Genomic DNA, 23776 nt, shown 5'->3' with positions numbered 1-23776 from the left:
TCATAATATAAGTTGATTAAGTGTCAACTTATTTTAGGACGGGACATTTGAATAACAAAAGCCTTTTGAAACTCCAAAAGGCTTTTGCATATTAAATGTGGAAATGTTTATTTCGTATTGAAATAATTTCTTAGATCTCACCACAAGTATAAACCTGTGGACAGCCTATGTATGTTGAGCAATAATCAGGACCAGTTACAGATCCAGAACAGCTGCATCCGCAAAGAGATAAATCCGGCTTACCGCTTACTCCTCCAGTAATATTTTTCAAGTCTTGTTTTCTCAGTTTTTTAGCATTTTTCATAATGTTCATGTAGTTTAGTTTTGATTAAAAATAAAGTATTAGTTACTTCCCAAAGTTAAACAAATATTAATTACTCACAACAAAAATCAATATAAAAATTAATAAATTATTGATTATAACTTAATTATTACATCCAAAACAAGGATTATCAATATATTATTTATTAAACAATTTAAATTATTCTGTAAATTCAAGATCTCTGTCGTGGGTTTCTGAAATGGTAAGTGAAGAATAAAATGCCAGCGCGAATACTACCACTCCTACTATGGCAGCACTTTCCACCACCGCGAAATGACCTTTAAGGGAATCAAAAGCAAATATCATTACCGGTACCAATCCTCTTACCATATTGGGAACGGTGGTGGTTGCTGTATTTCTGATATTCGTTCCGAACTGTTCTGCCGCCAGTGTCACAAACATGGCCCAATATCCTGTTCCAAATCCCAGCCATACACAGAACAGGTAATATTTTGTTTCCGTATTGGTATTCCCGAATAACATAATTGCTACACCTATCAGGGTAAAGATCAGCATATAAAAGATAGCCATTTTCCTTGATTTTAAAGCATGGGAAATAAAACCACTCAAGAGATCACCCACAGAAATACCTATATAAGCCCACATAATTGCTTTTCCGGGGTTAATATCCTTTATTCCTAATTCAGGGGCAAACTGATTGGCTAACACAGCCAGAATCCCTATGCAGTACCATGTAGGTAATCCTACCGCAATACATTTTAAATATCTTACCAACCGGTCTTTATTGGTAAAAAAGGATAGAAAATTCCCCTTGGAAACATTTTTATGTACAATATTCTTATAAATTCCGGATTCGGATACGCTGATTCTTAACAGCAAAAGTAAGATTCCCATTATTCCGCCAATGATGTAAGAGATATTCCAACCTCCGGCCAGTTCTACGGTAAGCTGGGCTACCACAGCACCCATTAATCCGAATCCTGCAACAACCGATGTTCCGATTGCCCTTAAGTTCTTCGGCAGACTTTCAGAAACCAACGTAATTCCCGCTCCAAGCTCTCCGGCAAGCCCTATACCTGCAATGAATCTTAACCCGGCATATTGGTACACCAAATGCTCTTTTGGAAAATAAGGAAGAAAGCCACAGGCGATGTTGGCTAATGAATACACTAAAATAGATCCAAAAAGAACAGAAAGCCTCCCTTTTTTATCTCCGAAAATCCCCCAGAAAACACCTCCTATAAGCAGCCCAACCATCTGGCAGTTCAGAATAAAGGTTCCGTCTGCATCAGGATTAAGCCCCAATGCCTTTAAACTGGGAATCCTAACGATTCCGAACAAAAGGAGGTCATAAATATCTACAAAATAGCCTAAGGCGGAAATAATAACGGGAATAGAAAAAATGTACTTCAGTTTTGAAGACAGGGACAGTTCTTGCATTTTTAAGTTTTGATAAAAATAAAAAACCTTTCAATTTCTTGAAAGGTTTTTATCAAATATCTTTTTCTGATTATTATCTGGCAATATTCACAGCTCTCGTTTCTCTGATTACTGTTACTTTTACCTGTCCCGGATACGTCAGTTCATTCTGGATTTTCTCGGAGATGTCGTAAGAAAGCTGAGAAGCTACCTCATCATTTACTTTTCCGCTCTCAACCATTACTCTCAATTCTCTACCTGCCTGGATTGCGTAAGCACTGGATACACCATCAAAGCTTAACGCAGCAGATTCAAGGTCTTTTAATCTCTGAATATAAGATTCCAATACCTGTCTTCTTGCTCCCGGTCTTGCTCCTGAGATCGCATCGGCTACCTGGATAATCGGAGATAATAATGACTTCATTTCAATTTCGTCGTGGTGAGCTCCAATCGCATTTACTACTTCTGGGTTTTCACCGTATTTCTCAGCCCACTGCATTCCTAAAAGAGCGTGTGGTAATTCTGATTCCTGCTCAGGAACTTTACCTATATCGTGTAAAAGACCTGCTCTTTTTGCCAGTTTTACGTTTAATCCTAGCTCAGCAGCCATTGTTGCAGCGATGTTGGCTACTTCTCTTGAGTGCTGCAGTAAATTTTGTCCGTAAGAAGAACGGTATTTCATTCTACCAACGATTTTGATCAGTTCAGGGTGCAATCCGTGGATTCCTAAATCAATGATCGTTCTTTTACCCACTTCAATGATTTCCTCCTCGATCTGTTTTCTTGTTTTTTCTACTACTTCTTCAATTCTTGCCGGGTGAATTCTACCATCGGTAACCAATCTGTGAAGGGATAGTCTTGCAATTTCTCTTCTTACAGGGTCAAAACATGAAAGAAGAATAGCTTCCGGAGTATCATCAACAATAATTTCTACTCCTGTTACTGCTTCTAAAGCACGAATATTTCTACCTTCTCTACCGATAATTCTACCTTTTACCTCATCAGACTCAATGTTGAAAACTGACACTGAATTTTCGATAGCCTGCTCGGTTCCAATTCTCTGAATCGTTTGAATAACAATTTTTCTTGCTTCATTCTTGGCATTCAGCTGAGCTTCTTCCATGATACTCTGAACATGTGCCTGCGCTCTTGTTTTCGCTTCTGCTCTCATGGTTTCCACTAATTCAGCTTTAGCTTCTTCGGCAGTGTAATTAGAGATTTTTTCAAGTATTTCTACTTTCTTCGCAGTTGCGATATCCAATTCCTGCTGTTTTCTTTCAAGAATTTCGTTTTTCTTAGCGTAATCTGCGATCTGCTTATCTAAATCTTTTTCAAGTTTGCCCGTCTTGCTAAGTTCGTCATTCAGCTTGTGTTCCTTGTCTTTCGTTCTCTTTTCAACTTCCTGCATTTTCTTTTCGCGGGCTTGAATATCAGCGTCATGCTGTGATTTCAGTTCCAGGAACTTTTCTTTAGCCTGAAGGTTCTTTTCTTTCTTTATGGATTCAGCCTGTACATTAGCTTTTTCTATAAGGTTTTCGGCATTTTTCTTGGCATCATCTATGATGAATTTTGCTTTAGTATTCAGAGAACTTTTGGAAAAAAATATTCCCAGTACAGCTCCAATTACTAAACAAACAACACCGACTATAACTTCTATCATAATTTATATTGAGTTTTAATTGTATTCATATCCTTTGTTAAATAAAAAAGCCCACAATAATCCAGAGATTGAGAGTAAACTCCTAATCAACACGATTTGAACTGATTTCCACTGTCTGTAATCCGGAAATCCGGCACGCCATTCGATGGACATTTGTTCGGTAATTGTTTAGCGTTGAGTTTACCTTTAATGTGTTAGAATTATTGTAGGCAGTAACTTTTCAGGAAAAAAAATCTATTTCCCGATTTCATTCAACGACTGATTAATCTGCGTTAATCTTTCGTTGGTTGAATTAATATTTTTTTCGTAATTCAGAGAAACTACTTCTGCATTGGTTCCCAGTTTAAGGGCGCACATTGCCAAAGCATCCTGTTTATCTCTTACATCGAAATTTTGTTCAAAATCTTTAATCATATTCTCGATCTGCTTCCCTACTTTACGCAAAGTTTCTTCCTCTGCTGCCGGTACGTTCAGCGGATACACTCTTCCTGCAATGTTGACGGTTATTCTCCTTACCTCCATTATAATCCACTGTTTTGAAGCTGAGCAATACAGAAATCAATTTCTTTCACTAATCGGTTGATATGGTTTTTCATTAACCTATTGTGTTCAGGATTTCCTGATATTGCTGAATAAAGTTTTATATTTTTTTGTTCTTCTGCTAATACCTGATTCTTTCTTCTTTCCTCATCATACTTCTTCTTCAACTCTTCATGCTCAATATTTAATTCTTTTAAATTTTCCGTAAGATTTTTATAGTTCTTTTGCAGAGTCGAAATTTTTCTCTCTAATTCTGAAAAATTGTTTTCTAAATCTTGAAGCATTTCAGGTTTGTATATTCTAACTAAAAGCAAAAATAAAAAAATAATAGCACTAACAAAAATAAAACACTCTATATTTTGACATAACAATAAAAAAGGAGGCGCCAGCGCACCTCCAGTGTATTTTTCTATACATTATTTTTTATTCAAATTTCAGAACGAACATTACGGCTCTTGTCTGCAGTGTAGAGATCGCAGATGACCAGTAAGGAGGTGTAGTAGCATTATCTGCCACTTTCTCATTGTTCATGAAGAATGTTCCTCTTACAGCAGGAGTCAGTTTAAATTTGTTGAAATAAAACTGAATTCCCATTTCTGCAGACCATGCAAAATTATGTGTTGTAGATCTGTAGATTCCCTGCATATTGTCATCTGTAGAACTTGAATTAGACTGAAGGTTTACCACATAGTTTACCCCTGCAGCAACGTAAGGTCTTGAATTGTACCATCTTTGACCGTGAAGTTCCAGAAGTACCGGAATATCAATCAAAGTAGATTTAATTTCTCTTACTTTATCCTTTTCCTGTAAAGGGAATGGCATAAAAGGAGGGTTGGTTAAAGATCCACCCGCATAAATGTCATTGGATTGAGTATTAAAAGTCAACTGTCTTTGTGCAAACTGTAACCCCGGCTCTACTCTTACATCAAGATAGTCATTCAGTCTCCATTTTGCAATAAGCCCGGCACCGAAACTATAACTTTCCTTAGAGGTAACAAGGTTTTCATTATCATTCATCCCATATTTCGGATGCAAAACAATGCGGTAATCCAGTCTGTTCCCGTTCAAATAAAAACCCCAACTGAATTTCTGTTCGTCGAAATCTTCCAACTTGTCCATTCTGTTTCGGGTTCTGAATTGCGCGTTAGCAAAAACGGCAACATTTACTGAGGTTAAAACCAGTGCTTTTAATAGAAATTTATTCATAGGTTACTTTGTTGCTTTATAAATTGTGGCTATACCTAAACTTAATTTTTTATATTCAACTTTCTTAAATCCCGTATCTAAAAGAATTTGCTTCATCTTCTCCCCGAAAGGAAAAGCATTTACAGAATCCGGAAGGTATGTATACGCCCTATTATCCTTAGAAACCAATCTGCCGATGGCAGGTAATATATTTTTGAAATAAAACATATAAAATGGTCCCATGAAACCCTCAACCTTTGAAAACTCCAGTATATAAACACTCTTGTTATCTTTAACTACTCTTCTTAACTCTGCCAAACCTTTGGTAAGGTTTTCAAAATTCCTTACTCCAAATGCAACGGAAACAGCATCAAATCTATTGTCCTCGAAAGGTAAATTTTCTGCATCTCCTTTTTGCATGGAAATTTTGCCGTCTAATTTAAGTTTTTTTATTTTAATAACGCCAACATTCAGCATTTGTTGTGATAAATCTAATCCAACTACTTTAGAACCGGTTCCTTTTTCAATGGTAATTGCCAGATCTCCTGTTCCTGTAGCCACATCCAGCACTTCCTGCGGATTGTCATTTTTCATCCATCTTACCAGTTTATTCCTCCACAAAACGTCAATTTTCATGGATAAAACATGGTTCAGAAGGTCATACTTCGGTGCAATATTGTCGAACATATCCTCTACCTGGCTCTTTTTTGTAGCCTCTGAATTGTAGGGAGTTACTTTGGTGATATCTTTTGTCAAAACTTAAAACTTGTAATATTCTTTGTAATAATTTAGGTAATCCTGCTTTCTGAAGATTTTAGATCGTGATTCCACTTTCTGGATATTTTTGATCACTTTGTCATAATCTTCATCTACATTGTAATAAAAATCTTCTGTGTAAAGCTTATTGAAGCGTCTTGCTCCTCCGTAATAATCCTTTCCGTCAATAACAGTTTTATCAAGATGAGCCAGTAAGGAATCCTTTTTAAGGTTATATCCGTAATACTGATCGTTTATATAGTAATCCTGATGAGTAATATTAATCAGACCACGAATTTTATTCACTTCAAATGCCGAATCGTAAAGCATTTTCTTGTTCTGATCAAAAACCTGAATAGAGTTTTTCCCTTTATTCAGATCCACATGCACATACTGCCCCGCGGAAATAATTCCTTCAGATCCGTTATTGATCTTAAAGTAATACGTATTCGGGGTAGGATTATCTACCACATAATAATTCTTCTTGGCTAAAAAAAGGAAGTAGATCCCAAAGGCAACGATAAATGCCACAGCTGCAATAAGTAAGCCTTTTAAGGATGAGTTGTTTTTCATAGATTGTAAAGTACAATTTTTGCAAATTTAATAATATTTTTAATTCTCCGTTATTAATATTAATTATTAACTTTGCATCTTTAAAAAAATCATATAAACGAATGCCGAATACAATCATTATTGGCTCTGGATCTTATATTCCGAACAGAGTTATTGGTAGAGATTACTTCATGAATTCCGAGTTCTATACTGAAGACGGGGTAAAGATTGAAAAACCTGTGGAAGAGACCATTGCGAAATTTGTAGAGATTACAGAAATCGAAAACAGGAGATTCATTGAGGATAATCTTTCCAACTCACAAATCGGTTATGAAGCTGCAAAAATCGCCCTTGAGGATGCAAAAGTAGACGGCGAAGAACTGGATTATATCATCTATGCAAGCAATTTCGGGGAAGTTACAGAACACGGATATGCTGATTTTATGCCTACAATGGCAGCCAGAGTGAAGAATAAACTGGGAATCAAAAACAGAAAATGCGTAACGTACGATATGCTTTTCGGATGTCCGGGATGGGTAGAAGCAATGATTTTGGCGGATAACCTTATCAAAGCCCAATCAGCCAAAACAATTCTTGTTATCGGAGGAGAAACTTTAAGCAGAGTAACAGATCCACATGACAGAAACAGAATGATCTTTGCAGACGGCGCAGGAGCTGTAGTAGTAAAAGCAACGGATGAAGAGAATGTAGGGATTATTGCTCACAACACTATTTGTGACAACGGACCGGAATTAAGCTATCTTGAAAATCAGCCTTCCATCAATAAAGAAGTAGATCAGAGACGTCTTTATGTAAGAATGTTAGGAAGAAAAATCTATGAGTACGCGCTTAAAAATGTACCTGTTGCGATTAAAGATACCATTACAGATGCAGATCTTTCTATTGAAGATATAGATAAAATCTTAATTCACCAGGCGAATGCTAAAATGGATTATGCAATGATTGAGAGACTTCACAGACTTTATGATGTGAAAGAATATGATCACGCCATCTCTCCTATGACGATCCAGGATCTTGGGAACACCTCTGTAGCAACAATTCCTACCATGTATGATTTAATAATTAAAGGAAAAATGGAGGGTCAATCGTTTAAAGATAATGGTAACATTGTGATGACTTCGGTAGGTGCCGGAATGAACATCAATGCTATTGTTTATAGATTTCCTAAAAAGTAATATTTAAAACATTAAAATATAAAGCACAGGGAAGTTTATTCTTTGTGCTTTTTTTATCAGAACATGCAAAAGAATTTTTTAATCATCGCCGGAATCTTCCTCTTTCTGGAAGTGTATATTTATCAGGCTATCAGAACACTTACCGACAATTCATGGATCAGAACCGGATATTGGATTATATCTTTAATCGTGTATGGAGTTTTCGCGTATGAAGTTACTCATTACCAAAGATCAGACAGAAGTATGGTAAGAGCCCAGATCATGATTTCGTTATTTTTGATTTTCATTCTTCCGAAAATTTTTGTGGTTCTGTTTTTATTAATTGATGATATTATCAGAACCGGAGGCTATCTGATAGGCTTTGCCCAACCATCGGAAAATTTCTTCCCGGAAAGACGAAAGTTCCTGAGCCTGGTTGGATTGGGAATGAGCGGTGTTCTGTCAGCTCTTTTTATCGATGGAATTACATTTGGGAAGTACAGACATAAAGTGAGAAGAGTAAGAGTTAATTTTGCCAACCTTCCGAAAAACTTCAAAGGCTACAAAATCATTCAGATCTCTGATGTTCACAGCGGAAGTTTCTCTGATCCCGGCAAATTGGAGCATGCCATTGAGCTGATCAACCAACAAAATCCCGACCTTGTACTCTTTACCGGAGACATGGTAAATAACGTTGCAGACGAGTTTAAACCTTTTATTCCTTTGTTTTCAAAAATACAGGCTAAAGACGGCAAATTTGCAGTATTGGGAAACCATGATTACGGAGATTACGTAACCTGGGAATCACCAGCTGCCAAAAAAGAAAATCTTGACACTTTAATTGGTTATGAAAAGCAAGCAGGTTTTGATATGCTGAGAAACGAACACAGAATCATCGAAAGAAACGGAGAAAAGTTATACATTCTGGGCGTTGAGAACTGGGGATTGAAACCCTTTCCTCAGTTTGGAAAAATTGATGATGCATTAAAAGGAATACCCGAATCTGCCACTAAGATTTTAATGAGCCACGACCCTACCCACTTTGATTATGTGGTAAAAAAACATCCTGCCAATATCCACCTGACTCTTTCGGGACACACCCATGGAATGCAGTTTGGTCTGGATCTTAAAAATGTAAAATGGTCACCGGTACAATACAAATATCCAAAATGGGCAGATTTATACGAAAGTGAAGGAAAGCTTCTGTATGTCAACAGAGGATTCGGGGTATTGGGTTATCCGGGAAGAGTGGGTGTATTGCCGGAGATTACCCTTTTTGAGTTGAGTTAGGGATTCAGGCTGCAAGTTGTTTTGTTGCGAGTTGCGGGCGGGTTGCGGATTTCTTGTGTTACGCAAAACATTAACCCTTGCATTCTCTCCCTGATCACTTTAACCTGAAACCTGTTATCTGTCAGCTAAAAAATATAATCTTTCATGCGGGAAGTAGCCATTTCCCTATTATTGAGAAAAGTGAGGAGGGCATCTAATTTGTCCTCCATTTTTTTGCCCGAAAATAGGCTTCGGTAAAAAGGAATATCAAAACGGTATTTCCTGAAATCTGTAAACTGCCATGTGTTCAGATAGATCAGTACAAATTCTTCATTCTGCAAAGTTTCCAGCACCATATTCTGATAATACTTCATCGGCAGAATCTGAAATACAAAATCATTATAAGGCAGCTGACTGTATGGAGAGATACTTTCCGGAACAATACTCAACCCGTCCTCTTCTGTAATTTCGGTATCTCTTTTTAGTCTTTTGAAGGGGAAAAGAATATTGGCATTGTCGATATTGGAAACATAATTAAATTCCATCAGCTTCAAAATTTCCTGTGAAACCTTTACATCTTTCTGACGAATTCCCCTGATCTGTTTTTCCAAAAGATCCTGAATATTCTTTTTGGCATTTTCTATTTCTTCCGGATTTGACCCTTTATTGTAAAAAGCAATTTCATGCCCTTTGGATGAAATTGCTTTTATTAAATTCTGAAGTTTTTCGATAAGAGAAACCTCTACAAAAAAACTTGATTTGATATCATGAATATCTAAAATTCTAAGAATCGCTTTGGTATTATCTTCTGTAATTTTCAGTCTCTCATCTGCAGTAATCCGGGAGCCTTTTTTCACTTCAGCTTCGACACACGTGATGTTAAAAGTCAATAATACCATTTAAATTAAAATTTATATAATTTCTATAAAATATTAAAAATCAGATGTTAAAATAATTATTAATTAAAGCATTACTTTACATTATTAATTCTTACCTAATTTCACTTTCAGATTCTTGATCATATCTTTGGTCATTTCAGAAATTCCGAAATCATAAGTCAGACCCCAGTCTTTTTTAGCGACTGAATCATCAATGGAAGCGGGCCATGAATCTGCAATTGCCTGTCTGAAATCCGGCTTATAATCAATCGTAAAATCCGGAATTTCTTTTGTGATTTCTTCTGCCAGTTCTTTTGGAGTAAATGACATTCCACCCAGATTATAGGAAGAACGAACTGTTACACTTTCTTTGGGAGCATCCATTAATTTCAAGGTTGCGTTGATGGCATCATCCATATACAACATCGGCATTCCTGTATTCTCTGAAATGAAACTGGTATACTTTCCGTCTTCAATCGCTTTATAGAAAATCTCAACGGCATAGTCGGTAGTTCCACCTCCTGCCGGAGTTTTCCAGGAGATCAATCCAGGATATCTGATACTTCTTACATCTACACCATATTTGTCGAAATAGTATTCACACCACTTCTCCCCTGCCATTTTAGAGATCCCGTAAACAGTTGTTGGATTCAACACTACATCCTGTCCTACATCATGCTTTGGAATTCCTTTCCCAAATACAGCAATTGAACTTGGCCAGAAGATCTTTTTAAGAAGCCCTTCTTTTGCCATTTCACAAAAATGAAGCAGTGGTTCAAGATTCAGTTTCCACGCAAAAATCGGCTGCTTTTCAGAAGTTCCGGATAAAAGCGATGCCAGATGATACACTGTTGTGATATCATAATCTTTGATCACCTGTCTTACCAATTGGGTGTTGGTAACATCCATTCTTTCATAGTGTCCGGCAGAAGTAATTCCTTCCTGCCATCTGTCCAATCCTGAAGCAACAACATTTTCCGCTCCGTGAATTTCAACAAGTCTGTTCGTCAATTCGGTACCAATTTGTCCCAAGGCACCTGTAATCAGTATTCTTTCCGTATAGGATTCCATTTTTCAGATTTTTTTAGAATTCTACAAAAGTAAAAAAAACATGTCAACCATAATAAAAAAGGTGTATTTAAAAACATTCCTTTGCTAAAAGATACTGATAGCCAGTGAAAATTTTCCTGAACAATAGAAATAATCAAATGCAATCATCACAAGCTGACATTAACTTAAAATTCAATAATTTTGCTGTAAGAAAAAAACAATCATATGAAGAAGATTTTAATTGCTTCGATGCTTTTGGCGGCACAGCTCAGCTGGGCTCAATTTACTGACATCAATATCATCAAAGAAGTACAGGTAAAGAACAAAGGTGTTGTGGTCTCCGCACATCCATTAGCCAGTGAAGCCGGAGCCAAAATCTTAAAAATGGGCGGAAATGCATATGACGCTGTTACCGCAACACAATACGCCCTTGCTGTTGTGTATCCGCAAGCTGGAAATATCGGAGGAGGAGGATTTTTGGTAGGTGTGAAAAATAACGGTGAAAAATTTACACTGGATTACAGGGAAACGGCTCCGAAAAAAGCTTCCAGGGACATGTACATTGATAAAAAAGGAAAAGCAGATACAGATCTTTCCCAAAACGGAAGGCTGGCAGTAGGAATCCCGGGAAGCGTAGCAGGATTTTTTGCGACACTGAAATACTGCAAACTTCCTATGGAAAAAATTATCCAGCCCGCCATCGATCTTGCTGAAAAAGGATTTGCCATCACGGATAAAGAAGCAGAAATGCTGAATAACCAGAGGGAAAAATTCCAGAAACATAATAAATCATCGATCATTTTTGTAAAGGATACTCCATGGAAAGCCGGGGATCTGTTGATCCAAAAAGACCTCGCCGAGACCCTGAAACTGATCCAGAAACAGGGAGCTAAAGGTTTTTATGAAGGAAAAACAGCTGAACTTTTAGTTACTGAAATGAAAAGAGGTAACGGAATCATCACCCTGGAAGACCTTAAAAATTATAAAGTTGCTGAGAGAAAAGCACTGGAATTTGATTATAAAGGAAATAATGTTGTTACCATGCCTTTACCATCAAGCGGTGGAGTTCTTCTTGCGCAAATGCTCAAAATGGCTGGTTTTGAAAATCTTGAAAAGTACCAGCAAAACTCTGCAAAAGCTGTTCAGATTATGACTGAAGCAGAACGAAGAGCTTATGCAGACAGAGCAGAATATATGGGTGATCCGGATTTTATTCAGGACAAAACCTCTTACCTGATCTCTGATGATTACCTGAAAGGAAGATGGAAAAGCTTCAGTTTTGATAAAGCGACACCCAGTGCAGAAGTAGGCAAAATCATAGAACAGCCTAAAGAATCGATGCAGACTACCCATATTTCCGTATTGGATAAAGACGGAAATGCAGCTTCTGTAACGACAACTCTTAACGGGTATTACGGGAGTAAAGTATTAGTTTCGGGAGCCGGATTCTTTTTAAATAATGAAATGGATGATTTCTCTATCAAACCAGGTGTACCGAATATGTTTGGAGCAGTAGGCGGTGAAGCCAATTCAATACAACCTAACAAGAGAATGCTTTCTTCTATGACTCCCACCATTATTCTTAAGAAAGGAAAGCCTTATATGGTAGTGGGAACACCGGGAGGAACTACAATCCCGACTTCAGTGTATCAATCCATTGTGAATGTGGTAGATTTTAAACTGAATGCGAATATGTCTGTCAACGCACCAAAATTCCACCACCAGTGGCTTCCGGAAACCATAACAGTTGAAAACAACTTTCCGGAAAGTACTATTTCTGAACTGAAAAGTAAAAATTACATCATCGAAAAGACAAAGTATATTGGAAAAACGGAAATGATTGTCCTTGATGAAAACGGAAATATTCATGCTGTCGCTGATGGCCGTGGAGATGATTCTGTAGCAGTGGAATAATTTATATTACAATCAAATAAATACAGCTTCATGTACGAGGTTTTGACTTTAAGGAAATGAAGCCGGAGTTTTTGTATCAAACTTGTGATAAACATTTTATAATATTTTTAATCACTGCAAGATAAAAAAATAACCTTGACCGTTTATAGTCAAGGCTATTTAGTTTAATTTATCAACAGTTCATTTAAATTCTCTAATCCCTACTGATAATTAATCATTTATAAAAATATATCCAAAAATTTCTTTACTGTAAAATTGAAAAAGTTTAGACTGTTTTTATTTTCTCTTCCAACCACGAAGATAATTCCTCTGGCGTATCTAATCGGTTTTCGCAACCTTCCAAAATTAATTTTTTAGAATATTCTTTAAGTTCAGTATATGATATATTAGAAAAATCTTCCAAATCTTCAATTAAAAATTCATCTGATTGAAAGAAAAAAGAAGACATAAAATACCCATACCTAAGACTGTTCAATAAACTATCTCTACTCATTTTATCTTTGTTTTCAAGTAGTATATTAAAAGGATTTATTTTTAAATATTTATTCAATATGATTAAATCATCATACTCATATAAATCAATAATTCTAGAATCTGGATTGGCAGATATTTCAGGTCTGTTATTATTATTTACCAAAATTTCTTCCCAATCTTCTTTAGTAAAATCTATCCATAATTCAGTATTTGTAATAAATAAACTTTTAGTAACTTTATACATAGTCATAGAATACGCAAAAGCATCAATTCTTTCTTTTTTTGAGAACTGTTTAAAGTAATCTTTATATAATCCCGAATAATCGACATTAGGATTACTATCCATCATTTTTATAAAACCTATTGCACTCATATTATTATTTTATTTTTGTTGTTATCTCTTTCCATCCTTGCAAGTTTTCTGTCGTTTGATATCCTATATTTAAGTTAGAATTTTTTAAATCAACATTTATTGCTTTAAATAGATCAGGAAATTGTTCAGCTTCTAATTTTGTTGGTTGATAATGTCCAGATAAATTAGATATTCTTTTTATTTTTCCTTTAACTATTTTTAAATCTCCTGCCGCCAATACATCCTGAGCACTACCTAAAAAATGGTGTTTTTTTCCTAAAAGCAATTTTCCTTCTGTTGTAATTACATAATCAACATTTTGAGGATAATTTGCCAAAATCCCATCTATTTTAATTAATCCATTTTCAACTTCCGCAATACCAAATAATTTTCCATCTGGTGGCATAGATTCTTTTGGATATTTATTTGATATTTTTGCAAACTTACGTAGTTTCTTTAGAAGCTCACTTTCCTGTTTTATGTTTTTAATAGCATTTCCAATTAATTTAGCCTCAATTTCAGGTAATAATCCCACAGCAATGTTATTCAAAATTATCCAAAATTCCTCATCTATTTTCTTATCAGTAAAATATTCAGCAACAAAGCAAGGAATATAAGTTACTTTCCCTTTACCTAAAACTAATTTCATTGGAGCAAATGGCAGTTGTAGTTCATCTGGGCCAATTTCTTTCTCATTATAAGGCATTACGATAGAGGCATTATCATATCCAAATAATGCAGTACCTACCCTATATTTTTTTTCTTTTTCTAAATAATAAGCAAAGCCAGTATATCTTATAAAAGGATCATTAACACCGTCAGAAGACTTATATTCCTCATAATCAATATCAAATTTCCATGCCTGTTCGAGTTCTTTATTGGTCCAGTTTTTAAGACCAATTCTTGAAAAAGTTGTAATTAATACTTCAATATGCTTATTGCTGAATTTTTCAAATACTTGGCGGACAGCCTCAGGATTTTTATTGATTTGATTGTACCACCAATTCGCATTTTTTACACCTTTCAGCAGATTAATAATTGAAATATTTTCATTAGTACCAGATGTATCAATAGCTTTTTCAGAAAGGGAAACAAAATCCTTCCAAAGCATTTCATCTGTAAGGACTTCCAAAACAAAATCAGGGATATTTTCATATAAAGCATCTATAATATCAGGGTTGCTTTTAGCGGTTGCAAAAAAATGTTTATAATATCGTATAATATCATTTTTCATTTGCTCAGCTTGTGAATTACCTTTTATAATTCTCAAAAATTCAATGAAAGTTTCTGCATTCCCAGTATAAAGCTTTATTGCAATATATTCATCATTCAGTTTGAAATCATAAGGACTTTCTGTGGCATCTGTTTGTGCATCGGAAAATTTCTTATCCTCTCCATCTTTATAGATAAAGTTAAGATTATAGGTTACTTTATAATTGTCAAAATATATCCCAAAATTATAAGAGTTACTCAGTAAATTTTTTCTGGTATTTAATTTGGCTAAATCAAAAGTCGCCTGAATTTCTGTATCATTCTTTTTATATACAAAGGGTTTGTTATTTTTAATACTACTGAATACAGGAGCATTAAACGAGGAAGAACCTGAATAAACGTTCTTATCTTCCAATAGATACTTTTCTGGCTCAAACAAGAAGTTATTTATCAGTCCTAATTTTTCTTTCAAATCTTTTGCGAGAAGCTCATAGTTAATCCCACCGGTATAAAAGTCTTGAGATAATGCATCGTAATCTTTCGTTGTGGGTTTATAAAAGAGGCTTTTTTTCCAAAAAGGTGTACTTAATGCATATTCATTGGAAATTTCATCAAATGTTTTATTGGTTCTTATCTGTTCAAAAGGATCTCTGCCACTCCCATAAATTCCTTTTTTAATCTCTGCAAATTGTATGATGCGGCTTCCTCGAAGCATTTGCTTGCTTTCGTCGTCAAAATCGTCAATGTCGTCTAAAATATTTTCCATAAAATCATGTTTTTATTATTTCCTTTTTCTGAAACGTTTCTAAAGCAAATGTAAATGGAAGTAGCGACAAGACTTGACGTGTTAAAATATCTACTATACTTTTTTTAATATTATTGAAAACTTGAGGAATGACATATTATTTTTCAAATTTCCCCGATTATAGTGTTTAGATGATATTATCTACAGATAAAACTTCTCTACAGATTCTTTTCAATGACTTTTGTCATGTTTTTAGATAAATTTTCTTAATTTTCGCCCTTAAAAAAACAAAACGACTGTTCTTTGAAAGCAAAAAAAATACACAATCAGCTTTATTTCCAGGTGATTATCGCCATCATTGCAGGTATTCTTCTGGGAAAATTTTATCCTGAGTTAGGAGAAAAGATGAAACCTTTGGGAGATGGATTCATCAAACTGGTAAAAATGATTATCGCTCCGGTAATTTTCATCACACTTACCTTAGGAATCGCCCACATGACCGATTTGAAAAAAGTGGGCAGAATTGCAATCAAAGCAATGATCTACTTTTTCACCTTTTCAACTCTGGCCCTTATCATCGGATTATTAGTAGGAAATATTCTTCAACCGGGTCATGGTTTACATATTGATCCTTCTACTCTTTCGGGTGATGTTTCACAGTATCAGGCAAAAGCTCATGAATCAACACTTACGGGCTTCATTATGAATATTATTCCGGAGACATTATTCAGTCCGTTGGTGGGTGAAAATATCCTTCAGGTTCTTTTGGTGGCTATTTTAATGGGAGTTGCTTTGGTTTTAACAAAAGAGAAAAGCCAGAAAGTAACTGATTTTCTACAGGATCTGTCAACTCCGGTATTTAAAATTGTTCATATGCTGATGAAACTGGCCCCAATCGGAGCTTTTGGCGCAATGGCATTTACCATCGGAAAATATGGACTTCATTCTGTTCTGAATCTTATATTCCTGGTAGGTACATTTTATATTACGTCTATCCTTTTTGTCGTTCTGGTATTGGGAGCAGTTGCATGGTATAACGGATTTAATATTTTTAAACTCCTTTTCTATCTTAAAGAAGAGCTTCTTCTGGTTTTGGGTACAAGCTCATCAGAGTCTGCTCTTCCCGGAATTATGGAAAAACTTGAAAAAGCTGGCTGTTCAAGGGCAATTGTAGGTTTGGTAGTCCCTACCGGATATTCTTTCAATCTTGACGGAACGAATATCTATATGACGCTGGCCTCTCTCTTTATTGCGCAGGCATTAAATATTCATCTTCCTATTGAAAAGCAACTGATGCTTCTTTTGGTGGCAATGTTAAGCTCAAAAGGCGCAGCTGGCGTTACTGGTGCAGGATTTGTTACCCTTGCAGCAACACTGGCCGTAGTTCCTGAAATTCCGATTGCAGGAATGACCTTAATTCTTGGAATTGATAAGTTCATGAGCGAATGCAGAGCTTTGACCAACGTAATTGGAAATTCCGTAGCTACTGTAGTAGTGGCCAACTGGGAAAAACAGCTTGATAAAAAACAGCTTCAATACTGTCTGAATCATCCTGCTGAAGTGGAGAAAAAGCTCGAAGTTTAGATAGGTGGCAGATAACAGGTTTTAGGTTACAGGAATTGAATAAATAACGTCTATAGTAAATTTCACTTCGCAGGTGAATAATCAATTTAGAAAATCAGAATGTTCCTCAATCATTAACCAACCCAAAACTTTAAACCTTGAACTTTAAATCAAAATATTCAAACTCGCCGGCTGTACTTTAACATGAATTGGTGATTTGATCTTATTGAATTCACCATCAAGATGCCAGTTTTTGGTATTGACTTTAAAAGATATTTCAGAAACTGGAAGATAGGTAACATATTCATCATCTTTCAGTCTTTTGGTAAACATACGGAAAGCAAAAAGTGCAGAATAAGTTAACGGAAACTTTTTTACCAGAACCATATCGACCAAACCATCACTTTTACTGGCCTTCGGTGCAATATAGGCGTTGTTGCCAAACTGGCGGGTATTGGCGATATTCATCATCAGATACCTTCCATTATACTGCTGATATTCCTCATCAAAAAATTTCACCTTGATGGGTTTGTAATTGAAAAAAGTTTTCAGGGAAACTTTGATATAGTTTTTGAATCCACGGCTTGTTTTTTCAAATTCTTTAACCACTTTACCGTCAAATCCCGTCCCCGATACATTAATGGAAAGCCTTTCGTTCACAGTAAATGTGTCAATCTTTCTGGAGTTTTTAGCTTTTATTTTTTCTAAAAGTTCATCCAGATTTTTACTGAATTGTGTTTCGTTGGAAAATCCATTTCCAGAACCTGCGGGAAAAATTGCCAGAATTTTATCTGTATAAATAAGATTTTTAGCCACCGTAGAAATAGTACCATCGCCTCCTATTGCCACAAAAATATCCACCTCTTCAAAATGAGACTTAATAAATTCCTCTGTTCCGGGAATAGATTCTGACACATAATACAAAGGGTTATTAACCTTTGTTTTAAGTTCGTTTAAAAACGGCTGATAGTTTTTTTTGGCCGAAAAAGGATTGATAATAAAAGCAACTTTGTCCATTACCACAAAATTAAAAAATGCTTCCAGAACTGGAAGCATTAATTTACTTAATTTTCATTCTTTCTTTAAATTCTGTATTTAATGTGCCTTTCAGATCTTCCCAGGAAACCGGAATAGTAATATCTCCGGCGGCAAAAGCAGCAATTTCATAGGGGCTGTAGTGAAAATACAGGTTTTTATCATCAAAGTAAAAGTTATCAGATGCCGGAATTTTATCCACTAAAAGCATTTCGGAGTTCTTCACTTCTCCGTCACCATCCATCGTACCACTATTCATTTTATCAATATTTTTCATCAGAATGGCTTCAATTTTATTTTTAGGCATTGAAGTAATATCTTTCAATTCTAATTTTTTATTGTTTTTAAGGTCAAAAACCCTTTCGGAAAATCCGTAGTTATCATGTGCTCCTCCTTCATACCCGCTTCCCAAATACTGAATATGCATATAATCGTTAGAATTAGAAATAAGATTCATATGCGAACTAGAATACCAGTTTTGAGCATAAGTAACGTCTGATGCCCAATCTTTATTATCATTTTTTACAGAATTGAAATAATTATTTTTTTCATTATCCAGATAAGCCTGAAGACCGGCTTTGGAAAAATCTTTAATGTTTACATTGTGGAAATAGATGCTGTCTAACAGTTTTTTATCTTTTAAAGTAGGGAAAACAAGGAGTTTTGAAGTAAAGCTCACTTTTAAAGAGTCTGTAATTTTTGTAGAATCATTGACTTTTACGGAGTCTACCACAAATTCTTCAGTAGCTTTGTTTTCTGTTTTTTCTCCTGATGCCGCTGTTTCATTTTTTTTACAGGCCGTAACTGCCAGGAAAGAAGATAATGCTATAACAGCAATCGTATTTTTCATAATTCTATTTTTTTTGTTAATAAATGCAAAAACCATTCAAAAGATGAATGGTTTTTGAAAAAGTTTTATTTTTTTATTTAAATCACGTTAAACATTACTTTTTTACAAGACTGATTACCTGATTTTCAAATTTTGAAGCAACACTCCAGATTTGCTTAAATGCAGGGTAATATTCTTTCGGATAGTCTGAACTGCCAATTTTTGTAGTTGTAGTTACCACCAGCATATTTCCTTTTTGTTCTACAGAATAAGTATATGCTATTTCTTTATCTTCAGTAACAATTCTTTTTTCTTTAGGCATTTCCTCTATCACGTATCCTTCAGGAATTTCAAGAATCACCTTTTTTATTTTGGTAGTAGGTGCCCCAAAATCAATAGGGAATTGTCTAGCTTCTGTCTGATCAAATTCATTGGAATTCTTGTGTAAAAATAACATGGGATTAATGATCATTTTTTTTCCTACTCTGTCAATAAGATCCGTTGAAGAAAACTTCATACTGCTTTCAAACTCATTGTTTTCCAATACTTTTGAATCGATATCCGTGAAATCCATTGAAAAATTTTCTTTATACTGCTTTTTATATTTTTCCGGGTTTTCATCATAATCATCCTTAACATACATTGCAAATACACCGGTATCTCTGTCAGAATAAGCACCAGAAACGCTGCCATCTTCATTAATTTTGGCATTTACAGTAAGGTAAGTATTTCCTGGTTTAGTATTTACCATCTGAATCTGAACAGCTTTATCCTTACCCAGCAAAATACCAAATTGATTCCAGTCTCTTAAAGGAAGTTCATTCATGGAAGATTGTTTTGAAGTAGCATCAAAGATTTGAATACCTCCTGCAGTTTCTACAGCTGCTAAAACAAAATTTGTGTTGGTAACGTTGGGAGATACAATATTAATCAGACCGTTATCTACCGTTGAAATAAGTAATGGATCTGCTTTAATATTTGCTTCACGAAGAAGCATTATTAAGAATAGGTTGATTTCTGCAGCATTACCAGTTTTACTTTCAATCAGTTTTTTGATACCATCTTCCGTATAGATTCCTTTATCTTTGTTCCATGTAAATGTTTTCTGAACATATCTGAATATGGCATTTGCTTTTTCAAGGTCAGTTTTCATATCCGCTATTCCTGCCGGCATATTTTCTTTCGCCAGTTTTGTTTTTTTAAGCTCACCTCCGAAATCATTATTATCATAGAGTCTGTTCTTAATTTTTTCCCAGGAAGATGAGTATAGTTTAAGTTCTCCGAAATTGGTAGAATGAAGCTCAGCACTGATTTTTGTACGAAAGTTTCTGTTATTTCTCACGAACTTCTCCGTTTTAAAGCCTTTCAAATTTTCAAAGCCGAATCTGTATGTTCTATATTGGGCACCATATAATGTTTTGTCAGAAACTTCATTATATTTAGGAGTAAGACCTCCAGTATAGTTAATATTATAGGAAATACTCACGGGAGTATCCATAACATATTCTGTGTAAAGTGAGGGAGTATCCAGTTCAATAATGACTTCAGGAATCGTATAAAGAAATGCAAACGGAGTGATCACTTCATACTGATATTCTAATACCGATCCGTCTTTCACATTAGGAAAAGCAAATTTGTTAACAGTAGTATTTTTATTTTCCTTACTTTTATATTTGGAGCTTTTTTCAACCTTTACCGGTACAGCTTTGCCACTCTCCAGATTATATGTAAATGCCTTGAATTTAGTCAATGATTCATGATCATTAACTCCCGTATAAAGAGGAACTTCTACATTTAATAAGTCTTCTGCATTATCTTTTTTGTATATTTTTACTCTATAAATATATTCTCTGTATAGATCACCGGTAGATGCGTCTACTCTGAAATGTATAGATCTATACAAAACTTCGGCTGGTGCATTTTCATCCAGTAAAGATTTGACTTTTGATAAATCTGCTTCTGAAAATTTTGGAGTCTCTAAAAACTCATGTTTTTGTGCTTTAATAAATATAAGGTTTGTAGAACATACCAATAAGAATACTATTTTTTTCATCATTATGCCTTTGTAATTAAAATTTTTGAATTGTCCATGTTTATTGTTTTCTTTATGAAGTTTACATATTCGTTATATTTTTCTTTGGGATAAGCTCCTTTATTTATTTGTATTTTTCTTTTTACGATGATTCCCTCTCCATTCTTTACAAAATTTAATGTATAGAAACCATATTCAGATTTAAGGTTAATATTTTCAGGAATCTCTTCAATTTTATATAAATTGGGAAAGCTGAAACTGATTTCATATTCATCTTCATAAGATTGTCCGATTTCAAAAGGAAGTTCACGGCTTTCTTCTGTTTTATGGATTGAATTATTGTATATAGGAACCGCTCTGAACATTAAGCTGTTTCCTACTTTTTTAGCATAATGGCTGGCTTTAAAATCAATATCATATGTTATGAAAGCATTGTCTCTATTATTAACAAAATTTCTCATTTCTACTTTTTCAAAGTTCAAAATATCCAAAGATCTTTTTACAGCATCATTTCTTTCTTTGGGACTTAAACTGGTAAATGCTAAATTATAATCATACTGGTATCCTGTGTAATGAAAACTTCCTTCACCTTGAATACTGTTATCCTCTCCTACTTTGATTCTTAGAACCTGTTTTTCCTTATTCTGCTCAGCAGAATATACAGGAGTATTAATTAGCTCTATCCCCGTTTTCCTTACTGAAAGTACATTTCGGTCTGTTGTGTTGTACCCCAGATGGTTGAAAGCAATTTGTTGGGATGTATTCTCAAGCCAGATATTACCTTTTTCTGTAGGCACCATTAAAATAGCATGATTCCCTCCCATTCTTGGGAAGTCCGGATCAAAAGATATCTGGGAAGCTCCGGAATTAATAACACAATAATAAGAAGGTACTCCTGCTTCATCAAGAAGAGTTTTCATATAATTAGTAAGTCCTTTACAGTCTCCGTATCCTTTTTTGTCCACTTCATCAGGAAGCATTGGAAGCCACCCTCCAATTCCCAGCCCTACATAAATATATCTGGTTTTATTCTGCATATACTGATAAATCGTCTTAACTTTATCCTCTACCGAGCCCTGTAAATTCAGAGATGCGATCTCAGATTTGATAGCCGGAGTAGAAACTGCAACAGGCTCTACAAGGTTATTATAATACCATTTTCCAAAATCTGTCCAGTTCGTCAAAGTACCCTGTTTTCCTGCAAGATTAAATTTCGCCAGAGAAAAACTTACTTTCGGTAAAATTTTGGCAGGTTGTGGAATTAAAGAAATATCATTAATGGCAGGAACGTTTTTATAGGCAAATACTTTTTCATTAACACTCCCACTTTCTGTAACAGATGCATAATTGAACTTTGACGGATAAGTTTTCGTTCTAAGCTCTATCCCGGATGTGTTGATAATTTTAAACTCAGCTTCTTCCAAAGAGGTATTGGTAGAAAAGAAAGGTACAAAATCAGGAATAAAAATCGTATTTTTATCTGATATCTGATAAGAGAAATCTACTGTATATGGATATTCCGTTGGAGTATAATTAAAAACCAAAATTCTGCTATCAGAATAAAAAATTCCGTTACGGTTATTAGCAAAGTCACCAAAATCTGACTTTGAAAAGCTTTTTACTTTCTTCCCTGATTCATTATAAATTGTAACTTTTACATCAGAAATATTGTTCCCCTTATCATAAGATATATAAGCTACTGCTTCACTATCACCATCTTTATTTAAAACTGTAGTTACCTTATTTTTCTGATATTTTATTTCATCAATTTTATGGATCTGGACTGTTGTAAAATCCTTTCGAATAACAACATCAGCATTTTTCTTTAAATTCTCAGGAATAGCAGAGGCAGGATAGCTCTGTGCGAAATATAATGAGGCAGTCGATAAAGCCCCAAAGACTAATATTTTCATCATAGTTATTAAGATTGTACAAAAATAATAAAATCTTAATAACTGTTATCAAAAATATAAAAAGCTTCAACATATGAAGCCTTAACCTCATACTTAAAAAGTATCATTTTAAATACAACTACAATAAATTCAACACATTAACACTTTGTATTGTCAAATTTTGAAAAGTTAAAAACAGGATATTTATACGCATTCTATATTGGGAGAAGGTTGTATCTATTCTGTGCTATGAATGGATAAGCTTCATCTTTTCTGCATTTCAAATTTAAAATAAATCACAATTCGTGCAATTTTAATAATGTAGAATCAATAAGAAGAAGAAATACCATAAATTATACAATTGAAAAATTATTTATAAAAAAGACTTCATTTCTGAAGTCTTTAAGCTTTTTATGTTACTTTTTAATCATTTGGAATCAGTTTACTATCGTACTGATCGTTTCCAAGTCCTAATACAGGAATAAAAATAAATCCGAAAAGGAGAATCAGAATGGTGTACAGAGGCGTTTCTTTCGCAAAGCCTTTGGCAAGCCTGTCATATACAACCCAGCATGCATAGATATTCACTAATGGAATAAAGAAAAGAATGATCCACCAAATCGGTTTTTTAACAATTTCCAGTAATACGATGGTATTATAAATAGGAATAAAGGCAGCCCAGGCATCTTGTCTTCCTGCTTTCTGGAAGATTTTGTACATGCAGTATCCATAGAATATATAGCAAAGTAAGCCGAAGAACATGGTTCCGATTCCTAATCCTGCAGCCACTGCTCCAGAAGCTGCATCCATCCCGTTGTAAGGATCTGTTTGTAAAAGAGTTAACATATTATTGTTTTTTTTGGTTTATCCAAATATAAAAAAAGCCTCTAAATAATTAGAAGCTTTTTTGTTATATTTGTCCCGTCCTAAAATAAGTTGACACTTAATCAACTTATATTAT

At 34.7% G+C, this 23776-nt stretch carries 21 protein-coding genes; 4 read left to right on the top strand and 17 right to left on the bottom strand.

Annotated elements, in window-relative coordinates:
• Positions 1–130: 130 nt before the first annotated feature.
• From EK417_RS13950 to EK417_RS13915, 8 genes are all read right to left on the bottom strand, one after another.
• Entirely contained in the window at positions 131–313 is a 183-nt protein-coding gene (locus tag EK417_RS13950) for a hypothetical protein (protein ID WP_076594213.1), read from the bottom strand.
• A 168-nt stretch (positions 314–481) separates the two neighbouring features.
• The gene (locus tag EK417_RS13945) at positions 482–1723 is read right to left on the bottom strand and encodes an MFS transporter (RefSeq protein WP_076594212.1); all 1242 of its coding nucleotides are present in this window, start codon (positions 1721–1723) and stop codon (positions 482–484) included.
• Between the two features lie 73 nt (positions 1724–1796).
• Positions 1797–3362: a ribonuclease Y gene (gene rny / locus EK417_RS13940; RefSeq protein WP_181446082.1), complete on the bottom strand. Its 1566-nt coding sequence runs from the start codon at positions 3360–3362 to the stop codon at positions 1797–1799.
• 234 nt (positions 3363–3596) lie between these two features.
• A complete protein-coding gene (locus tag EK417_RS13935; RefSeq protein WP_034695967.1) occupies positions 3597–3884 on the bottom strand; it encodes a cell division protein ZapA in 288 nt (95 codons plus the stop codon).
• Positions 3884–4186, bottom strand: coding sequence for a hypothetical protein (locus tag EK417_RS13930; RefSeq protein WP_047376863.1), 303 nt, complete (start codon positions 4184–4186; stop codon positions 3884–3886). The genes EK417_RS13935 and EK417_RS13930 overlap by 1 nt, the downstream gene beginning before the upstream one ends.
• 139 nt (positions 4187–4325) lie before the next feature.
• Positions 4326–5108, bottom strand: a complete 783-nt coding sequence (gene porT / locus EK417_RS13925; RefSeq protein ID WP_034695972.1) for a type IX secretion/gliding motility protein PorT/SprT — start codon at positions 5106–5108, stop codon at positions 4326–4328.
• Positions 5109–5111: 3 nt separating this feature from the next.
• A complete protein-coding gene (gene ubiE, locus EK417_RS13920) occupies positions 5112–5843 on the bottom strand; it encodes a bifunctional demethylmenaquinone methyltransferase/2-methoxy-6-polyprenyl-1,4-benzoquinol methylase UbiE (RefSeq protein ID WP_047096897.1) in 732 nt (243 codons plus the stop codon).
• Positions 5844–5846: 3 nt separating this feature from the next.
• Complete coding sequence (locus EK417_RS13915) at positions 5847–6416, bottom strand: hypothetical protein (protein ID WP_136522499.1); 570 nt, start codon at positions 6414–6416, stop codon at positions 5847–5849.
• A gap of 101 nt (positions 6417–6517) precedes the next feature.
• Between EK417_RS13915 and EK417_RS13910 the strand changes: the two genes are divergently transcribed.
• Together EK417_RS13910 and EK417_RS13905 are read left to right on the top strand one after the other, a co-directional pair.
• Positions 6518–7591 (top strand): 3-oxoacyl-ACP synthase III family protein, encoded by a 1074-nt coding sequence (locus EK417_RS13910; RefSeq protein ID WP_136522498.1) that lies wholly within the window; start codon positions 6518–6520, stop codon positions 7589–7591.
• Positions 7592–7654: 63 nt separating this feature from the next.
• Positions 7655–8860 carry a metallophosphoesterase gene (locus EK417_RS13905; protein ID WP_136522497.1) on the top strand — a complete coding sequence of 402 codons (1206 nt, stop codon included), beginning with the start codon at positions 7655–7657 and terminating at the stop codon, positions 8858–8860.
• 125 nt (positions 8861–8985) lie between these two features.
• Here EK417_RS13905 and EK417_RS13900 read toward each other — a convergent pair whose 3' ends face one another.
• Together EK417_RS13900 and EK417_RS13895 are read right to left on the bottom strand one after the other, a co-directional pair.
• Positions 8986–9738, bottom strand: coding sequence for a polysaccharide deacetylase family protein (locus tag EK417_RS13900; RefSeq protein ID WP_076597043.1), 753 nt, complete (start codon positions 9736–9738; stop codon positions 8986–8988).
• A gap of 84 nt (positions 9739–9822) precedes the next feature.
• Positions 9823–10788: an NAD-dependent epimerase/dehydratase family protein gene (locus EK417_RS13895; protein WP_110367298.1), complete on the bottom strand. Its 966-nt coding sequence runs from the start codon at positions 10786–10788 to the stop codon at positions 9823–9825.
• A 204-nt stretch (positions 10789–10992) separates the two neighbouring features.
• Here EK417_RS13895 and ggt point away from each other — a divergent pair, with 204 nt between their 5' ends.
• The gene (ggt, locus tag EK417_RS13890) at positions 10993–12681 is read left to right on the top strand and encodes a gamma-glutamyltransferase (RefSeq protein ID WP_136522496.1); all 1689 of its coding nucleotides are present in this window, start codon (positions 10993–10995) and stop codon (positions 12679–12681) included.
• A 265-nt stretch (positions 12682–12946) separates the two neighbouring features.
• On the opposite strand, the gene EK417_RS13885 is transcribed toward ggt, so the two are convergent.
• Together EK417_RS13885 and EK417_RS13880 are read right to left on the bottom strand one after the other, a co-directional pair.
• Positions 12947–13528 (bottom strand): hypothetical protein, encoded by a 582-nt coding sequence (locus tag EK417_RS13885; protein WP_136522495.1) that lies wholly within the window; start codon positions 13526–13528, stop codon positions 12947–12949.
• 4 nt (positions 13529–13532) lie between these two features.
• Positions 13533–15485, bottom strand: a complete 1953-nt coding sequence (locus EK417_RS13880; RefSeq protein WP_110367301.1) for a hypothetical protein — start codon at positions 15483–15485, stop codon at positions 13533–13535.
• A 282-nt stretch (positions 15486–15767) separates the two neighbouring features.
• Here EK417_RS13880 and EK417_RS13875 point away from each other — a divergent pair, with 282 nt between their 5' ends.
• Positions 15768–17048, top strand: a complete 1281-nt coding sequence (locus EK417_RS13875) for a dicarboxylate/amino acid:cation symporter (protein WP_136522494.1) — start codon at positions 15768–15770, stop codon at positions 17046–17048.
• 144 nt (positions 17049–17192) lie between these two features.
• Here EK417_RS13875 and EK417_RS13870 read toward each other — a convergent pair whose 3' ends face one another.
• The 5 genes from EK417_RS13870 to EK417_RS13850 form a co-directional block, all read right to left on the bottom strand.
• Entirely contained in the window at positions 17193–18044 is an 852-nt protein-coding gene (locus tag EK417_RS13870) for a diacylglycerol/lipid kinase family protein (protein WP_076597127.1), read from the bottom strand.
• 43 nt (positions 18045–18087) lie between these two features.
• Positions 18088–18912, bottom strand: coding sequence for an RsiV family protein (locus EK417_RS13865; protein WP_076597047.1), 825 nt, complete (start codon positions 18910–18912; stop codon positions 18088–18090).
• Between the two features lie 94 nt (positions 18913–19006).
• The gene (locus EK417_RS13860) at positions 19007–20947 is read right to left on the bottom strand and encodes a DUF3858 domain-containing protein (protein WP_228457940.1); all 1941 of its coding nucleotides are present in this window, start codon (positions 20945–20947) and stop codon (positions 19007–19009) included.
• A complete protein-coding gene (locus EK417_RS13855) occupies positions 20947–22839 on the bottom strand; it encodes a DUF3858 domain-containing protein (RefSeq protein ID WP_136522492.1) in 1893 nt (630 codons plus the stop codon). Before EK417_RS13855 ends, EK417_RS13860 begins: the two co-directional genes overlap by 1 nt.
• Before the next feature lie 399 nt (positions 22840–23238).
• Positions 23239–23661, bottom strand: coding sequence for a DUF5684 domain-containing protein (locus EK417_RS13850; protein ID WP_136522491.1), 423 nt, complete (start codon positions 23659–23661; stop codon positions 23239–23241).
• Positions 23662–23776 lie beyond the last annotated feature (115 nt).

Origin of the sequence: Chryseobacterium candidae, from assembly GCF_004916905.1 — a bacterium.
GTDB classification, from domain to species: Bacteria; Bacteroidota; Bacteroidia; order Flavobacteriales; family Weeksellaceae; genus Chryseobacterium; species Chryseobacterium candidae.
Note: the sequence above shows the minus strand (reverse complement) of the source record. Positions and strands in the feature narration are given on the sequence as shown.